Here is a 15,762-nt window from a genome sequence, read left to right as displayed (position 1 = left end):
AATCCCGTTGCTAAACAGCACCGGGATTTTTTGTCTAATTTTCTTTATACAGTGTGTCCTCAAGTGTTCCGTCTTCTGTGAAGATACGCAATTCCCCGTTGTGCTTGTTAACGTAGCGCTTTGCTTCACCCATCAGTTCCGCTTTTGTTTCTTCGATCAAAATGGCTTTTTTGCTGTCTTTTTTCTTGAGCTGCCAGCCATCGTCATGGGCGCGGATTTCATAAACAGGCTGCTCCTCTTCGCCGTGGACGCTTTTGCGCGCACGATCCAAGGCAATGGGAATGGCGCGGCCTTCTTCATACCCATCCCGAAGAAGTGCATTTGCAATTTCAATTGCTTTGCTGCGCACATCGTCGTTTAAGTTTTTAAATGAGTCCGGATAATTTTCGTTGCTCCATGGCACAATGATCGCCTCCTTGAGTTTCTTTTCCCCCTTAGTCTGAAAAATAAAACAAAAAAAATATAGACAAGGTTAAAGAACCTGTTACACTAAAAATCTGAGGGGGAGTATTAATGTCAGATTCAGTTTTTCAAATCATAGCTCTTGCCGTTTACATGGCAGCTATGCTGTTCATCGGATGGTATTCGTTTAAGAAAACAGCCAATTTAACAGATTACATGCTTGGAGGAAGAGGGCTTGGGCCTGCAGTCGGCGCATTGAGTGCCGGGGCGGCCGACATGTCCGGCTGGCTATTGATGGGGTTGCCGGGAGCTATTTATGTAAGCGGCCTGGTTGAAGCTTGGATTGCGATTGGTTTAACAATCGGAGCTTACTTGAATTGGTTTTTCGTAGCGCCGCGTTTGCGCGTATATTCGTTCATCACGAAAGATTCAATCACCATTCCCAGCTTTTTGGAGAACCGCCTGAAAGACAATTCACGTCTGCTGCGGGTAGTTTCAGGAATTATCATTTTAGTGTTTTTCACGTTTTACGTTTCTTCGGGAATGGTTGCCGGAGGCGTGTTTTTTGAAAGCTCATTCGGCCTGGATTACCACCTTGGCCTGGTCATTGTGTCAGCTGTAGTAGTCGCTTACACACTTTTCGGCGGATTCCTTGCGGTAAGCTATACGGACTTTGTTCAAGGATTGATGATGTTCTTGGCGCTGATTGCTGTTCCTATTATTGGGATTGTGGCTACAGGGGGCTTCAGTGAGACTGCTGCAAGCATACGGGAGGTTGATCCTGCATTGTTGAACTTCACGACAGGGGCTTCTCTGGTCGGAGTAATTTCAGCAGTGGCGTGGGGCCTCGGTTATTTTGGCCAGCCGCATATCATTGTTCGCTTTATGGCGATCAAAACTTTGAAAGAAGTGCGCCAGGCTCGCCGCATCGGAATTGGCTGGATGATTTTGAGCCTTTTCGGAGCTATTGCAACAGCTTTGGTGGGTCTAGCTTATTTCCAGCAAAATCCGAATGCGAACTTGGGAGATCCTGAAGGCGTCTTTATCGTTCTAGGCCAAATCTTCTTCCATCCATTGATTGCCGGATTTATGCTGGCGGCTGTACTGGCAGCGGTCATGAGTACTATTTCATCCCAGCTGATTGTTACATCATCTGCGCTGGTTGAAGATTTGTACAAAATCGCTTTCAAGAAAGTTTCTACGGACAAACAGTATGTAACGCTTGGCCGTTTGGCTGTATTGGTCATTTCATTGATTGCCGCCTTCCTTGCTTGGGAACAAAATGCGACAATCCTTGACTTGGTAGCTTATGCTTGGGCTGGTTTCGGAGCTGCGTTTGGTCCGCTTATCTTGTTGGCTCTGTTCTGGAGAAAGTTGACGACATGGGGCGCTTTGGCGGGTATGGTTGTCGGCGCCGCTACAGTTATCATCTGGGACTCAATAGGCACAGCAGCTGAAGATCCTGGTGCTACCGCGGCCACTAACTTCATCGGCAGTGTTTATGAAATCATTCCGGGCTTCCTTCTTTGCTTGGTTGTGACGTTGATTGTAAGTTTGATCACTTACAAACCGAACAAGGAGATTACAGCAGAGTTTGATGAAACGGAACGTTTGATCAAAGAAAGAGCATAAACAGTCATTAAAGGCTTTAGAGGCAACGCGAAAGTTGCCTCTAAAGCCTTTTTTGTTGGCATGTGAACAAGCTTCCCCGTGAATTTAAAGGAATCTTTTTCAACATGACGTATAATTGAAGCAATAAGAGAGCAAAGGGGAGAGAAGCTTTGTATTTAGATCATATTGTGCACTTTACCGAAGAGCATCCTCAAGAAACTGTGGATTACTGGAACCGGCTGAAATTCCCGGCAGTGCTCGGGGGGCAGCATTTACAGTGGGGAACCCACAACGCCCTTTTTTACGCCAAAGACTGTTACATAGAATGGCTGGCTGTAGAAAATCCAGCCATTGCGAAACAGGCCCATCATCCACTGACTGAATTGCTCCTTCATGACAAGTCAGGGTTTGGTACAGTTTGTCTTCGTACGGATAATATCGAGGAATTAGACAAGCGATTACAGGATCAGGGATTTGAAACTTCCGGAGTTCTTGATGCGGAGCGGCGGACAAGTGCCGGCAAGCTGATTCGATGGAAAATGCTATTCATCAAAGAAGCAGTTTCAGACCAACTGCCATGTCCGTTTTTCATTCAATGGCAAGAAAGGGACGCAGTCCGCCTCGAAAACTTGAGGCAAAGCGGCGCGCTTCTGCCCGAAAGCGAAATGCTGGAAGTGGAGAAATGCATTTTCGGTGTGAATGACGTTGCCGCCCATACTGAAAAATGGACGAAGCTGCTCGGCGGAAAGCTGGATTTGGCAAATTGCCGCATTGAATTCCAATCAGCCCATGGAAAAAAAGAGCGGTTGGAAAAGGTGGCCTTTAAAGCTGCAGAGCAGGAAGTGACTTTCGCCGATGGGGTTTATTGGCTGCCGGAAAAAGGGAATAACAAAGGTAACTAAATGCGGCATCTATTCAACTGCCTAGTATAAAGAGCTTGAAAGTCGCCTTGTTGCATAAAGGGTTTCCTTTAAGGAAAAGGAGGATCATAAATGGATCTACTAAAAGAAAAAGCGATACTTGTTGGCGTCCAGCTTCAGAAGGACATCCATTTTGATTATGAAATGGAAGAGCTGCGCAACTTAGCGGAAGCTTGTGAAGTGGAAGTCGTCGGGGAAGTCGTGCAAAATTTGGAACGCATCAATCCTTCCCATTACGTCGGTACAGGGAAAGTTGATGAAATCAAAGCTCTGTATGAAGAAGCGGGAGCGAACTTGGTCATATTCAATGATGAGCTTGGGCCGTCTCAGATCCGTAATTTGGAAGAAGAGCTTGAATGCAAAGTAATTGACCGTACACTGTTGATTTTAGATATTTTTTCACGACGCGCCAAAACGCGCGAAGCTCAGGTGCAAGTCGAATTGGCCCAGCTTCAATACATGCTGCCGCGTCTGGTCGGATTGCGCGCTTCTCTCGGCAGGCAAGGGGGAAGCAGCGGCGGCGGTTATCAAAACCGTGGTGCTGGTGAAACGAAACTGGAACTCGATAGACGGAAGATTGAAGACCAGATTTCGAAACTTCGCAAAGAGCTGGAGCAGATCAAAGACCAGCGGGTTACCCAGCGGAAACAGCGTACCAAAAAAGGAATGCCGGTCGTCTCGCTTGTCGGGTATACAAACGCAGGGAAGTCTACCATTATGAACGAGTTGCTTACAAAAACGGGACAGGGTGAAGAAAAGCAAGTGTTCGAAAAAGATATGCTGTTTGCGACACTTGATACATCCGTACGCCAAATTCGCCTGGAGGACAACAAGTCATTCCTGCTTGCGGATACCGTCGGATTTGTCAGCAAACTGCCCCATCATTTGGTCAACGCCTTCCGGTCCACATTAGAGGAAGCGCGAAATGCGGATTTACTGCTGCACGTTGTGGATGTATCGAACGAAGAATACCGCCACATGATGGATGTTACCCATTCGACGTTGCGTGAAGTCGGCGTCAAAGATATACCGACCCTTTTTGTCTATAACAAATCGGACCTGGCTGGAATCCCGTACCCTAAAGTAACAGGGGATGCATTGTGGATAGCCGCTAAAGAAGACAGCGGACTTGATGAATTGCTGGAACTGATCAAACGGCACATTTTTTCCGACCATGTTACATGCCGGATGATCTTGCCGTTTGAACGGGGGGATATTGTGGCTTACTTGAACGAATACGCGACAATCGAAGAAACCGAGTACGAGGAAAACGGCACGCTTCTCAAAGTGGAATTGAGCCAGGCCGATTACGACCGTTTCGAAGAATTTGTCATTGGAAAATAAAAAAAGCGCCTCTCCGTTTATGGAGAGGCGCTTTTTAACTGTTGAAGGTGTTTTGGGATGTTGCAGGGATTCCTTATGAAAATAGTGCCCCTGTTCTGCATCGCTGCGCTGCTTCATTGCTGGAACTGGATGCGGTGCAGGTTGGCGAAGATGCCGTTGTGTTCGAGCAGTTCACTGTAGCCGCCTTGTTCTGCAATGCCGTCTTCGGTCACGACGATCACACGGCCCGCATCCCGGATGGTAGCCAGGCGGTGGGCGATAATGAGCGTTGTGCGGTTTTCAGCAAGTTCGGACAAAGCTTCTTGGATGATCCGTTCTGTTTCTGTGTCGAGCGCCGAAGTCGCTTCATCAAGAATCAGGATTGGCGGGTTTTTCAGGAACATACGCGCAATGGCCAACCGCTGTTTTTGGCCGCCCGATAGTTTCAAGCCGCGTTCACCGATTTGGGTTTCATAGCCTTCCGGAAGCTTGGATACGAAATCTTCCAAATGCGCTTTTCTAGCAGCCGCCAAAATTTCTTCGTCAGTGGCATTTTGTTTGCCGTAGGCGATATTTTCCCTGATTGTTCCTGTAAACAAAAACACATCTTGCTGCACAATGCCGATATGGGAACGAAGTGACTTCGTTGTCATATCCCGGATATCGATGCCGTCAATCGTAATGGAACCTTCTTGGATATCATAAAAACGCGGAATCAAAGAACAAATAGTGGTCTTGCCGGCTCCAGAGGGGCCCACAAACGCAATTGTTTCTCCTGCCTTTAACGTCAAATCAATGCCTTTCAATACCGTTTTATGGTCATCATAGCCGAAATGGACATTATCGAAGCGGATATTGCCTTTTAGCCTGTCGACGGCAATTGCATCTTCACGGTCGAAAATTTCCGGCTCTTGGTTGATCAATTCACGGAAGCGGCCAAATCCGGCCATGCCTTTTGGGTACAGCTCCAAAAGTGCGCTGATTTTATCAATCGGTTTGATTAGAACGTTCAAGAACAATACAAAGCTGACAAGTTCGCCATAAGTCAAGCTCCCCTGATAGTTCAGCCAAGCTCCGTATACCAGGACAAGGAGCGTCAGCAGCCGCGTCATCATATAAATGCTGGAGTGGGTAGCGGACATTACTTTATAAGCGACAAGTTTTGCTGTTCGGAACCTATCGTTATCTTTTTTGAAACGGTTGATTTCAAACTCTTCGTTTGTAAATGACTGCACGACGCGCGCTCCAGAGACACTGTCTTCCACGCGGCCGTTGACATCTGCGATTTTGCCGTACATGCTGCTCCAAGCCTGGTTCATCTTAATGTTGCAGTAGGTGATTAGCCAAATAAGGAACGGAATGACGATCAATGTGACAAGCGCGAGTTTCGGGTTGATCCAGAACATGATGCTGAAAGCCCCGAAGAAGGTCATGATAGCGATAAAGAAATCTTCCGGACCATGATGGGCGAGTTCGCCGATATCGAACAGATCATTCGTTACACGGCTCATGATATGTCCGGTCTTTGTATTGTCAAAAAAGCGGAAAGACTGGCGCTGCACATGGGTGAACAACTCCTCCCGCATATCCGTTTCAATATTGATGCCGAGTTTATGGCCCAAATAATTGACGATATACTGCAGAAACGTGCTGAGCAAGAACACGGCAAGCAATAGGACGCTGACAGTCACGATAGAATTCCATTCACCGCTTGGCAATAGGGAATCAATGAACCATTGGACAGCGAGCGGAAAAGCGAGCTCCAAAATCGCTACGATAATAGCGCTTGAAAAATCGATGATAAACAAACGTTTATGGGGTTTGTAATATGTGAAAAACTGCTTTAACTTCAAAAAAACCACCTCTTAAGTTTTGCCATAAATCAAAGTATAATGTAAAACTTGCCAATTAACTAATGGAAATTCGCCAATCGAAATATTTTCTGCAACTAAATAGAAGTGTTGCACGTACTAACCCATAAGGCAAACCATGAAAGGATGATTGATTTGAAGAAATGGACCCCATTCATCAGTGGAGCGGCACTGGCGTTTAGTTTATCAGCTTGCGGCCAGACGGCACAGCCGGAAGCGGGCGGTGAAGCAAGTAAAGAGGCATCTGGTGGATTTACGGCCGAAGAAGTCTATGTGAAGTCACAGGAAGCGGCGGAGGAAGCGGACAGCCTGCACGCCGATATTTTAACGGATCAGCATATGAAGATGCAGCCGGAGGGCATGGAGATAGATGTGGCAATCGATGCGAATATGGATATTATCAGGAATCCGGAAGCTTTCCATCACCAGTCGGAAACCTCGATTAGGTCCGATGATATTCAAAACGAAACACCTGCTTCCATGGAAATGTATTTTACTGAAGAGGGATTGTACATGTATGAAGCCCCGCTGGACATGTGGCTGAAATTGCAGGATGAAGCCGTTGGGGATTTTAAGCTGCTCGCCGACCAGCAGAGTGCGGATCCCGCACATCAACTGAAAGAGCTTGGTGCTTTTGCTAAGGATTTCGCTTTGGAAGAGACGGGCGAAGAATATATACTGCGTTTAGAATCATCTGGCGAAGAATTCTATCCATTAATGGTTGAGCAGCTGAAAAAAACGTTTGGCCAAATGGAAATAGGGACACCGATGAACAGTGAAGGAATGAACATTCGTTCTAGCCGCTACGAATTCCGCCTCGATAAAAACTCATTCAGAGTAAAAAACTTGAAAATGGATGCGGATCTTGAGGTGGAAATAGATGAGGAAACCATGTCGGTTCAGTCCAGTGTGGAAGCGGTATACAGCAAATACGATGAAATCGGCGAAATCACTTTGCCGGATAAAGTCACCGAACAAGCACAAATATTGGAATGAAGGCATTCGTAAGAGCCAGCTGAAAAGCAGGCTCTTTTTTGTTGGAATTGATAAATTTGAACAAATTAAAAAAATCCCACCTAAATGAAAATAATTCTCACTAAATCATTGACTCTTTTTACCAAACTGCTATACTAAAGCTTGTAAACAAGTGATAATGATTATCACTCGCATGAAAGTTTCAAACATTTCTAACAAGGATGAGGGCAGTAATGAAAAAACGTTATTTAATACCAGCATTGATCATACTGTCGTTCGTCTCGCTGTTTGTCGGAGTCAGCAGCATCAGTATCACCGATTTGCTAGATTTCCAATCTGAAGAAACACAAATTTTCTTGATCAGCCGTCTGCCAAGGCTGGCAGCGATTTTGCTTGCGGGCGCTGGTATGAGTATGGCAGGACTCATTATGCAGCAGCTAAGCCGCAACAAATTTGTGTCTCCGACAACCGCAGGTACACTTGACGCCACCCGGCTCGGAATTCTGGTATCGATGCTGATGTTCGCCAATGCATCGATGCTTGAGAAAATGACGTTGGCGTTCGGCTTTGCACTTGCCGGCACTTTCCTCTTTATGCAAATTCTCAATCGCATAAAATTCAAGGATGCTATTTTCATTCCGCTTGTCGGGATGATGTTTGGAAATATCTTGTCTTCAATCACGACCTTTTTTGCATACCGTGCTGATGTCATCCAGAACATGGCTGCTTGGATGCAAGGCGACTTTTCGATGATCATGAAAGGAAGCTACGAATTGCTGTACATCAGTTTGCCGGTCTTTATCATCGCTTATCTCTACGCCAACCGCTTTACGGTTGCTGGGATGGGGGAGGATTTCTCCAAAAATCTGGGGTTGAAATACCGAAGCGTTGTCAACCTGGGATTGACGCTTGTCGCGCTGATTACGGCTACGGTTGTTTTGACAGTTGGGGTCATACCGTTTCTGGGCTTGATCATCCCGAATATCGTATCAATTTTCAAAGGCGACCACTTGCAGAAGACCTTGCCGCATACGGCGATGCTAGGAGCGATTTTCTTGTTGGTTTGCGATATTTTGGGAAGGGTTCTTATTTATCCATATGAAATCTCCATCAGTTTGATGGTCGGGGTCATTGGAAGTTTTATTTTCCTCTTCTTGTTGTTTAGGAGGAAAGCATATGCGTGATTTACATAAACTGATGGTTCTTGTCGGTTTAGCGATGCTGGCATGCGGCGTCTACCTTTTTCAGGATTTGAATGGCAGTTTTGATTACGCACTGCCGCGGCGCGGGGTGAAAGTGTTCGCGATGGTGCTGACCGGGATTGCGATTGCCTACGCTACGGTCGTATTCCAGACGATCACCCATAACCGGATATTGACGCCGAGCATCATGGGCCTCGACTCCCTTTACATGCTCCTTCAGACCTTATTGATTTTCTTTCTTGGCTCAAGCCATGTGACGCTAATCAACAAGCAGCTGAATTTCGTTTTATCCATAGCTGTCATGGTCGTCTTCGCTTTGCTGTTTTATCAGTTGCTTTTTAAGAAAGGAAACCATCCGATCTACTTTTTGCTCTTGATCGGCATCATATGCGGAACGTTTTTCTCGAGCATCTCAACATTCCTGCAAGTGCTGATCGATCCAAATGAATTTCAGCTTGTGCAGGACCGGATGTTTGCCAGCTTCAATAACGTTAACTCGGACTTGGTATGGACTTCGCTTGCAATCATCAGTGCACTGGTCGTTTTTGCTTGGCGGTACAACAGCTCGCTCGATGTTTTGTCGCTGGGGCGCGACACGGCGATCAATCTTGGCGTAAATTACGACAGCCTTGTTAAAAAGATGCTTGTACTGGCGGCGGTGCTGATTGCGATTGCTACTGCGCTGGTCGGTCCCATTACGTTTTTTGGATTGATCGTCGCCAACTTATCCTATCAATTCTTCAAGTCCTATAAACATTCAACAATTATTTTCGGATCTATAGTCATCAGTGTGATTGCGCTTGTCGGCGGTCAATGGGTAGTGGAGAGGGTCTTCACTTTCAACACGACATTGAGTGTTATCATCAACTTCATCGGTGGGATTTACTTCATCTATCTACTATTAAAGGAGAGTCGATCTAAATGATACAAGTTCGTGAATTGACAAAGCTTTATGGAAAGAAGCAAGTTGTGGAAAATGTCTCGGTCAATATTCAGCAAGGCCAGATCACTTCGTTTATCGGGCCGAACGGAGCCGGGAAATCAACGCTTCTTTCCATGGTCAGCCGTTTGCTTGATGCTGATACAGGAGAAGTGCTGATTGACCGAACAAACTCCAAAAAGATGAAATCGAATGATTTCTCTAAGCGGGTATCAATTTTAAAACAGTCAAATTACATGAACGTGCGTTTGACAATTCGTGAACTTGTCTCTTTTGGACGCTTTCCTTACTCCAAAGGCCGGCTCAATGGCGAAGATGAAAAGATGGTCGACCAAGCCATTGAATACATGGATCTGAAAGACATTGAACATTCCTATTTGAATGAGCTTTCCGGCGGGCAGCGTCAGCGCGCATTCATTGCCATGGTCATCGCCCAAGATACTGACTACGTGCTGCTTGACGAGCCGTTGAACAATCTGGATATGAAACATTCCGTCCAAATCATGAAAATTTTGCGCCGTTTGGTCGATGATCTGGGCAAGACAGTGGTGATTGTGCTTCACGACATCAACTTTGCTTCTGTATATTCAGACCGGATTGTTGCTATGAAAAATGGCCGCGTGATCAAAGACGGAACAACGGCGGAAATTATTCAGTCGGCTGCTTTGAAAGAAATTTACGACATGGATATACCGATTCAACAAATGGACAACTGCAGAATTTGCGTTTACTTTAATTCATAATAATAGGAGATGAAACATATGAAGAAATTATTGCTTTTAGCTTTCGCATTGATGATGGTTGCTTTCTTGGCTGCATGCGGGTCTAGTGGAGCGGAGGAAACAAGCGCCGCTGAAGGATCTACGGAAAAAATGACAGTGACACATGAACTTGGTGAAACGGAAATCTCGAAAAATCCTAAAAAAGTAGTGGTATTTGATTACGGAGTTTTGGATTCTTTGGACCAGTTGGGTGTTGAAGTTGCAGGCGTGCCGCAAGAAACAGTGCCTGCATATCTGGAGAAATACTCAGACAAAGAAAAGTATGAAAATGTCGGGACGTTAAAAGAGGCGGATTTTGAGGCGATCAACGCAATGGAACCGGATTTGATCATTATCTCTGGACGCCAAGCAGAAATGTATGAAGAGTTTGCCAGCATTGCACCGACAATCCATATGGCGGTTGATACAAACAACTACATGGATTCTTTCACTGACAACATGACTCTTCTAGGTGAAATCTTCGGCAAAGAAGATCAAGTGAAAGAAGAGTTGGCGTCAATCAACACGGAAATTGAAGGCGTGAAAGAAGCTGTAAGCAAAACAGATGAAAAAGCATTGATTTTGTTGGCGAACGAAGGCAAAATCAGCGCGTATGGACCAGCATCGCGTTTCGGCATCATCCATGACGTATTCGGTGTACCGGCTGCGGATGAAGGCATTGAGGTTTCAACTCACGGCCAAAGCATAACTTTTGAATATATTTTAGATAAAAATCCGGACATTCTTTTTGTGGTTGACCGCAACGCTGCGGTAGGCGGTGGCGCAAGCGCGAAAGACTCTCTCGAGAACGCGCTAGTGCAAAAAACAAATGCCTATAAAAATGGCAAAATCATTTACTTGGATCCAGACTACTGGTACATGTCGGGTGGCGGACTTCAATCTGTCAGCGCGATGGTGAAAGAAATCCAGTCAGCATTCGAGTAAAAAAGGAGGTTATTGTATGTTCGTACAAATGAAAAAGATTGTCGTGAAAGAAGGGTTTTCTGAGCCGGTTTTGGCTAAGTTTTCCGGTGAAGGAAAACTTGAAAAACAGCCCGGGTTTATCGATCTGGCGGTTTTGAAGAAAAACGTCAGACGGGGCGATGAAGAAGTGGTCGTCTACGTTCGCTGGGAATCAGAAGAAGCGTGGAAGAACTGGGAAAAGAACCCTGAACATATCGCTGGGCATAAAGCGAATCTCGGAAAGCCGAAACCGGACCATGTCCTTGAATCGTCCCAAAGCACATATCATGTTCATGCCGTAAAATAATGAGAAGAAGAAAGGTGGACCGTTAGCGGTTCACCTTTTTTCATAGGCCTGAATAGAGGGGTATGATGAAGGAGAGCCTAAGGAGTGGGCAGAAGTTTTGGCTTGGAAAATGTGGCAGCCGCGTTTTCTTCAAATTATTTCAAAATTTAGGTTATAATAAATTAACAACTGATGCGAAAGAGGGTGAGGAACATCAAAAGTTTTTTCTACCCGCTTGGGATGGCGACATTAATCGTATTTTTTGCAATTCTAATTACTTTTCCAAGTGTGCAGTTTCGGCAAATAGACATAGCCGCTTTTGAACTTCTGGGAGGAAACTCTTTAATAGATAGTTTATCGCTGCTTGGGGAACAATGGGCAATCATGACAATCAGCGTTGCCTTGATTGTATACTTGTGGATTCATCGGAAAAATTACCGCGGCATGTTGTTTGTGTTTTTAACCGCGGGTGCAGGAAATGTGATAAACCAACTGCTAAAGCGCATTTACGATCGGGAACGTCCGGATTTTCCTCATGGGTTGGAAAGTTTCAGCTTTCCTTCCGGACATGCGATGGTCGGGTTGCTTTATGTTTTTACAGTTGCTTATTTCATCACGGAACACATGGCGTCAAGGGTGATAAAATGGCTGGTTTGGACAGCGGCAGCCGCTCTTGTGTGCGGCATTGGGCTATCCCGTGTAGCGGGGGGCGAACATTATTTTTCAGATGTCGTGGCTGGATGGTGCGCTGGCTATTCGTGGTTCGTGGCAATTGCGATTTGGTATGAAATGCGGGAGCGCTTTTTCAAAGAGCACTTACAAAAATAAACAAAAGGGCGATCCGGTTTATCGGATCGCCCTTTTGTTTATAACTTTTGAATAGAAGGATCTTCCCCCAATTGGTTGAGCCGTGCAGCGAAACTTTGATCGCTGGCAGGGCCTGTGCCTCTAAGGACATCTTGCATAGAATAAGCTTGAGAACCATGTTCCGTAAAATCAAGGCCGGTTTCTTCTTCTTCGGCAGTGACGCGAAGCGGGATAAAGGCATTGATAGCAAGAACTGCTAGGCCTGCTGTAATTGAAGTCCAGGCGATGACAGCCAAAATGCCCACTGTTTGGATGCCTAAAACTTCAGCTCCGCCGCCATAGAAAATACCGCCGGTTGTATCGAACAAACCTAGTGCGAGGGTTCCCCAAATCCCGACAATGCCGTGTACAGAAATAGCGCCGACTGGATCGTCGACCCGGATTTTCGAATCGAGAATACGGACGCTTTCTGTCATGACGATACCGGCAATCAGTCCGATGAAGATGGAACCTATTAGCGATACGTTGGCGCACCCGGCGGTAATCCCGACCAGTCCGCTCAAAGCGCCGTTCATTGTAAGAGAAGCGTCGATACGGCCATATCTGAAGCGTGTGTAAGCTGCTGTGGATAAAATGCCGGCTGAAGCTGCAAGCAGTGTATTGGCGATGATTGAAGGTACAGTCGCCGGATCCGCTGCCAGTGTGCTGGCGCCGTTAAATCCGAACCAGCCTACCCAAAGGATGAAGACGCCAAGGGCTCCTAAAGGCAAATTGTGGCCTGGAATTGAATTGACCGTTTTTCCGGAATATTTTCCGATGCGCGGCCCGAGTTTCCAAGCCGCAACAAAAGCGGCAACACCACCGGTCAAGTGGACGACAGTTGAACCGGCAAAATCGATGAATCCAAGCTGCGATAACCATCCGCCGCCCCATACCCAGTGGCCGACAACCGGATAGATTACGGCGATCATAGCAAGTGTCAGGAGAATATATGCCGACAAATGCATGCGTTCCGCTACTGCTCCGGAAATGATTGTGGCACATGTTGCAGCGAAAACTGCCTGGAAAACGAAAAATCCGATATCATCGCGTCCCAAAAGTGCAAAACCATCAGTGCCGATAAGGCCAAAGGCGGAGGTGCCGAACATAAGTGCAAAACCGATAAAAAAGAAAAGAACTGAACCGATGGCTACTGTAAGCAAGTTTTTCATCAAAATGTTCACTGTATTTTTAGAACGGGTAAACCCTGTTTCCACCATTGAGAATCCTGCGTGCATAAAAAATACTAGAATAGCCCCGAGCATGACCCATAACATATCAACTGAACTTTGAACTGCTTCCATTTGTTTTCCCCCTTATCCGACGGCGACGGCGCCGCGTTCTCGTGTTCTGATTCGAATTGCTTCCTCGACTGGCAGGATAAATATTTTGCCGTCCCCGACTTGGCCGGTGGAAGCGTACTGCAATAACGCCTCGACAATATCTTCCACTTTGTCATCTTCCACTACCATTTCTAATTTAAGTTTTGGAGAAAATTCCATCGTATAAGCATTACCGCGGAACAGGCCGACTCGGCCTTCCTGTTTTCCGATTCCAGCTATTTCTGTGACGCTAAGCCCGTCGATTCCTTCAAGCGCCAATGCTTGGCGCACATCAGAAAAGACGGATGGACGAATAATTGTTTCGATTTTCTTCATGTTTTGTCCTCCTCTATGTTAGGTTTGTTAACATCATAATCAAAACATTCTAAAAGTGCAAGCTTTTATTTTCAAATATGTTAGAAAACCTGACATTAATAATTGTGATAAACTTATTAAGAGGTGATTCGATGTATAGAATTTCAGATGAGCTGGCGGCAAAAGGGATAAAACGCATTGAAGGTTTTCCTGTGGATGGATTTGTAAGGGGCCAGGGTCCGATGAATCCGGCGCTTATGCTGGTAGGGGAAGCCCCAGGCGAAAATGAAGTGGAAACCGGCATTCCGTTCACCGGAAGAGCTGGAAAAGAGTTGATGGCTTCTTTGGCAGGCATCGGCCTGTCTAGGGAAGATGTATACATAACGAGCGCAGTTCGAAGCAGGCCGTATAAATGGGGACAAAAGAAAGAGCGCAACGGCGAAGTGGTAAAACGGAAATATAACCGGGCACCGACAAAAAAAGAAATAATTGCCCATGCACCAATATTGGATGCGGAAATTCACGATATCCGTCCGCCGATCATCGTGACTCTTGGAAATATCGGATTGCAGCGATTGGTGGGCCCTCAGGCAAAAGTCACGCAATTACATGGGGTCTTGATGGAAACGCCAATTTTAATATGGAATGAAGAAACCCAGACATTCGAAGCTTCTGAAGACAGTTATCACATCTTTCCGACGTTTCATCCGGCAAGCGTTTTCTACAATCCGCCAGTGCGGACATTAAAAGATGATGATTGGCGAAAGTTAGGGGAATTGTTGAAACCCAAAAAATAAAGGGGTTATATAAAGCCGCTTTTTTAAAAGGCCCCCGCCTCTTTACTGAAGAGACGAGGGTCCTTTTTGGCAAGACATTATCACTGAAGAAAGAAATAAATGAAAAATAAAACATCTTTCTGAGTTGAAAAAAGTTGCTCTAAGGAAACTTTTGCCGTACAATATTCATATTCAAGCGAAACGGAAAGTGGATGATGCTATGGACACTACGGTTTTATTTGCTCTAGGATTGACTTTATTCGCTGGCCTGGCGACAGGGATCGGCAGCTTGATCGCCTTTTTAGCATCGCGGACAAATACGAAATTTCTATCAATATCGTTAGGTTTTTCTGCAGGAGTAATGATTTACGTTTCGATGGTCGAGATTTTTGTTAAAGCGAAAACAGCTTTGACTGATGCCCATGGTGATTCATTGGGGTACTGGCTGACAATTGCCGGCTTCTTCGGCGGAATGATTTTCATGGCAGCTTTGGATCGGATTTTGCCTCAGCTTGAAAATCCGCATGAAGTCAAGACGATTGAAGATATGGATGCAGGCCCGACAAATGATCAGTATGCCCATTTGCGCAAAATGGGTATTTTCACGGCTTTAGCAATCGGGATTCATAATTTTCCGGAAGGAATCGCGACTTTCATGTCTGCAATCCAAGACCCGGGTCTTGGTGTGGCAATTGCTATTGCAGTGGCAATCCACAATATTCCGGAAGGAATCGCCGTCTCTGTTCCGATTTATTATGCAACAGGGAGCCGAAAAAAAGCATTTCAGTACAGCGTCTTGTCGGGGATCTCGGAACCGGTAGGCGCAATTGCGGCATGGCTGATTTTGATGCCGTTCATGAGTGATACGATGTTTGGCATCGTTTTTGCTGGTGTAGCCGGAATCATGGTGTTTATCTCAATAGACGAATTACTGCCGGCAGCCAAACGGTATGATGAAGCCCATTTGTCCATTTATGGCTTGATAGCGGGCATGGCGGTCATGGCCATCAGTTTGGTGCTGATTGCATAAATGCTGAAACCCAGCGCCTTCTTATCTCGTGAATGAGATAAGAAGGCGTTTTTTTTGTATATTGAATCAGTCGGAGAAATTTGTGATGAATCACCGGAAACAATCGGTTGGGCCATAGAGGGGCAGGAGAGAAAAGACAGTAGCGATAATTTTAAAGAATTGCGCCTTCCTGAATCTGCTATGAGAATACCGGCGGCAACCTGGCTTCGCCCCTATCGT

At 45.9% G+C, this 15,762-nt stretch carries 16 protein-coding genes; 12 read left to right on the top strand and 4 right to left on the bottom strand.

Translation table 11 applies throughout. From position 1 onward, the window contains the following. Positions 1–34 precede the first annotated feature (34 nt). Entirely contained in the window at positions 35–403 is a 369-nt protein-coding gene (locus tag FQV30_RS14495) for a DUF2188 domain-containing protein (RefSeq protein ID WP_146500866.1), read from the bottom strand. A 110-nt stretch (positions 404–513) separates the two neighbouring features. Here FQV30_RS14495 and putP point away from each other — a divergent pair, with 110 nt between their 5' ends. The 3 genes from putP to hflX all read left to right on the top strand — a co-directional run bounded on the left by putP (position 514) and on the right by hflX (position 4,277). Continuing rightward, positions 514–2,034 carry a sodium/proline symporter PutP gene (gene putP, locus FQV30_RS14490; protein ID WP_146500865.1) on the top strand — a complete coding sequence of 507 codons (1,521 nt, stop codon included), beginning with the start codon at positions 514–516 and terminating at the stop codon, positions 2,032–2,034. 149 nt (positions 2,035–2,183) lie between these two features. Beyond that, positions 2,184–2,915, top strand: a complete 732-nt coding sequence (locus tag FQV30_RS14485) for a VOC family protein (protein WP_146500864.1) — start codon at positions 2,184–2,186, stop codon at positions 2,913–2,915. Positions 2,916–3,005: 90 nt separating this feature from the next. After that, complete coding sequence (gene hflX, locus FQV30_RS14480) at positions 3,006–4,277, top strand: GTPase HflX (protein ID WP_146500863.1); 1,272 nt, start codon at positions 3,006–3,008, stop codon at positions 4,275–4,277. A 113-nt stretch (positions 4,278–4,390) separates the two neighbouring features. On the opposite strand, the gene FQV30_RS14475 is transcribed toward hflX, so the two are convergent. Beyond that, complete coding sequence (locus FQV30_RS14475) at positions 4,391–6,109, bottom strand: ABC transporter ATP-binding protein (RefSeq protein ID WP_146500862.1); 1,719 nt, start codon at positions 6,107–6,109, stop codon at positions 4,391–4,393. A gap of 153 nt (positions 6,110–6,262) precedes the next feature. Here FQV30_RS14475 and FQV30_RS14470 point away from each other — a divergent pair, with 153 nt between their 5' ends. The 7 genes from FQV30_RS14470 (at position 6,263) to FQV30_RS14440 (ending at position 12,082) form a co-directional block, all read left to right on the top strand. After that, positions 6,263–7,123 (top strand): DUF6612 family protein, encoded by an 861-nt coding sequence (locus FQV30_RS14470; RefSeq protein WP_146500861.1) that lies wholly within the window; start codon positions 6,263–6,265, stop codon positions 7,121–7,123. A 212-nt stretch (positions 7,124–7,335) separates the two neighbouring features. Next, complete coding sequence (locus FQV30_RS14465; protein WP_146500860.1) at positions 7,336–8,286, top strand: ABC transporter permease; 951 nt, start codon at positions 7,336–7,338, stop codon at positions 8,284–8,286. Beyond that, positions 8,279–9,229 carry an iron chelate uptake ABC transporter family permease subunit gene (locus FQV30_RS14460; RefSeq protein WP_146500859.1) on the top strand — a complete coding sequence of 317 codons (951 nt, stop codon included), beginning with the start codon at positions 8,279–8,281 and terminating at the stop codon, positions 9,227–9,229. The genes FQV30_RS14465 and FQV30_RS14460 overlap by 8 nt, the downstream gene beginning before the upstream one ends. Continuing rightward, a complete protein-coding gene (locus FQV30_RS14455) occupies positions 9,226–9,987 on the top strand; it encodes an iron ABC transporter ATP-binding protein (protein WP_146500858.1) in 762 nt (253 codons plus the stop codon). The genes FQV30_RS14460 and FQV30_RS14455 overlap by 4 nt, the downstream gene beginning before the upstream one ends. An 18-nt stretch (positions 9,988–10,005) precedes the next feature. After that, positions 10,006–10,950: a siderophore ABC transporter substrate-binding protein gene (locus FQV30_RS14450; RefSeq protein ID WP_146500857.1), complete on the top strand. Its 945-nt coding sequence runs from the start codon at positions 10,006–10,008 to the stop codon at positions 10,948–10,950. Between the two features lie 16 nt (positions 10,951–10,966). Further along, positions 10,967–11,275, top strand: a complete 309-nt coding sequence (locus FQV30_RS14445) for an antibiotic biosynthesis monooxygenase family protein (RefSeq protein WP_146500856.1) — start codon at positions 10,967–10,969, stop codon at positions 11,273–11,275. A gap of 183 nt (positions 11,276–11,458) precedes the next feature. Beyond that, the gene (locus FQV30_RS14440; protein WP_186725671.1) at positions 11,459–12,082 is read left to right on the top strand and encodes a phosphatase PAP2 family protein; all 624 of its coding nucleotides are present in this window, start codon (positions 11,459–11,461) and stop codon (positions 12,080–12,082) included. Positions 12,083–12,120: 38 nt separating this feature from the next. Here the strand turns inward: FQV30_RS14440 and FQV30_RS14435 are convergent, their stop codons facing one another. Together FQV30_RS14435 and FQV30_RS14430 are read right to left on the bottom strand one after the other, a co-directional pair. Then, the gene (locus FQV30_RS14435) at positions 12,121–13,404 is read right to left on the bottom strand and encodes an ammonium transporter (protein ID WP_146500854.1); all 1,284 of its coding nucleotides are present in this window, start codon (positions 13,402–13,404) and stop codon (positions 12,121–12,123) included. A 12-nt stretch (positions 13,405–13,416) separates the two neighbouring features. Then, a complete protein-coding gene (locus tag FQV30_RS14430) occupies positions 13,417–13,758 on the bottom strand; it encodes a P-II family nitrogen regulator (protein WP_146496842.1) in 342 nt (113 codons plus the stop codon). A gap of 131 nt (positions 13,759–13,889) precedes the next feature. Between FQV30_RS14430 and FQV30_RS14425 the strand changes: the two genes are divergently transcribed. Continuing rightward, the gene (locus tag FQV30_RS14425) at positions 13,890–14,534 is read left to right on the top strand and encodes a uracil-DNA glycosylase (RefSeq protein WP_146500853.1); all 645 of its coding nucleotides are present in this window, start codon (positions 13,890–13,892) and stop codon (positions 14,532–14,534) included. Positions 14,535–14,733: 199 nt separating this feature from the next. After that, on the top strand, positions 14,734–15,543 hold the full coding sequence (zupT, locus tag FQV30_RS14420) for a zinc transporter ZupT (RefSeq protein WP_146501098.1): 810 nt from the start codon (positions 14,734–14,736) through the stop codon (positions 15,541–15,543). The last annotated feature ends 219 nt before the right edge of the window (positions 15,544–15,762 follow it).

Origin of the sequence: Planomicrobium sp. CPCC 101110 (assembly GCF_007859395.1) — a bacterium.
Lineage (GTDB): Bacteria > Bacillota > Bacilli > Bacillales_A > Planococcaceae > Planococcus.
Note: the sequence above shows the minus strand (reverse complement) of the source record. Positions and strands in the feature narration are given on the sequence as shown.